General features: G+C 61.3%; 1 protein-coding gene. It reads right to left on the reverse strand.

Annotated elements, in window-relative coordinates; genetic code table 11:
- On the reverse strand, positions 1–1,713 hold a 1,713-nt coding region (locus tag BJ928_RS38430; protein WP_245432830.1), incomplete at both ends, for a condensation domain-containing protein.

A 1,713-nucleotide genomic window follows, 5' to 3' on the forward strand; every position in this document is an offset into this window, starting at 1 on the left:
AGAGCCATAGTCATGCACCGTCGCGTTCCAACCCTCCACAAGCTGCAAACGCTCATCCGACGGCAAGAGATTGAGGCGCCCGACCGGGCCTACCGCCTCCGCCACAAGACCTCGCAGCACAACCTCCAGATAGCCGATATGCCGCTCGATCGTCTCACGATCGAACAACGCTGTCGCGTATCCAAGGCTTCCGACAAGCTCACTGCCGACCTCCGCCAGCTCGAGTTCCAGATCGAACTTCGACATCTCGTAGGCAACACCGACAGGCTCGCTCACCAGTCCAGGCAAGCCCAGGCGATCTTCCTCAAGCGTTTGCCACGTCAAGAGCACCTGGAATACCGGTGTATGTTCCAGTCGTCGCGGCGGCTGCACGATCTCCACCACCTGCTCAAATGGCAGATCCTGATGATCCTGTGCACCAAGCGCTACCGAGCGCACACGCTCCAGAAGGCCTGCAACATCAAGCTCTCCCGACAGATCAACACGCAGCGCCAGCGTATTCACGAAGAACCCGATCAGCCCTTCGACTTCCCGACGTCCGCGATTGGCCGTCGGCGTCCCGATGACGATGTCGTCCTGACCCGACAATCGCGACAAAACCACGGCCCATGCCGCCAAAACCACCATGAACGGCGTCGCTCCGTACCGAAGGCTCAGGCGCTTCACCTCCCGCGTCAGCTCAGCGTCAAGCTGAACCGGCACACTCGACCCCGCAAAGCTTTGCTGTGCCGGGCGCGGACGATCCGTCGGAAGGTTCAGCATCACCGGAGCATCCTGTAATGCCTCACGCCAGTACGCGGCCTGCCTCGCCTGCCGCTCACCGCTCAGCCATTGCCGCTGCCAGGAAGCATAGTCCGGATACTGCACCGTCAGTTCATCCAGTCGGCACTCTTCGCCCCGGATGAAGGCTGCATATAAAGCTCCTACCTCCTTGAGCAGAATACCCATCGACCAACCGTCCGACACGATATGATGCTGTGTCACGAGCAGAACATGTTCTGCGTCCGCCATCTGAATCAGACGAGCACGCACCAACGGGCCGCGTTCAAGGTCGAACGCTGCGGCAAACTCCTCCCGGCTCAACATCGCAAGAGATGCGGCAGCATCCGGCTCGTTGCGCAGATCGTGCTCCAAGAGCCAAAGGCCTTGATCGGCTCCAAGCAGACCTACATGCGCCTTGCCATCCTTCGTCACGAACACGCTGCGCAAGCTCTCGTGTCGAGCCCACACTCCATCCAATGCGCGGCAAAGCGCTGCTCGATCCAGCTCGCCACGCAGATGCAATGCTACCGGAACATGATAGGCCGCACTCCCTCCTTCCAGTTGCGACAGGAACCAAAGCCGCTCCTGCGCATAGGACGGCGACAGCATTCCGGATCGCTCAACCCGCACGATTGCCGGTAAATGATCCGGGCCGGACCCAGCCAGATGCTCCTTCACGGCTCCAGCCACACCGGCAAGGCTCGGTGCGATGAACAATGCTGTCAGCGGCAGCTTTACGCTGAACGTCTGCTGCACTCGGTTGATCAGCCTGACCGCCAGCAGCGAATGACCGCCCAGCTCGAAGAAGCTGTCGTGACGGCCGACACGCTCCACACCCAGAAGCTCGACCCACAGCCCGGCTAGCAGCCTCTCCACATCCCCCTCGGGCGCCTCATACGCCTGACGCGCATAGGCCTCTCCCTCGGGCGCAGGCAATCCGCGACGATCCAG

It is taken from the genome of Rhizobium sp. WW_1 (assembly GCF_003610155.1).
Lineage (GTDB): Bacteria > Pseudomonadota > Alphaproteobacteria > Rhizobiales > Rhizobiaceae > Rhizobium > Rhizobium tropici_A.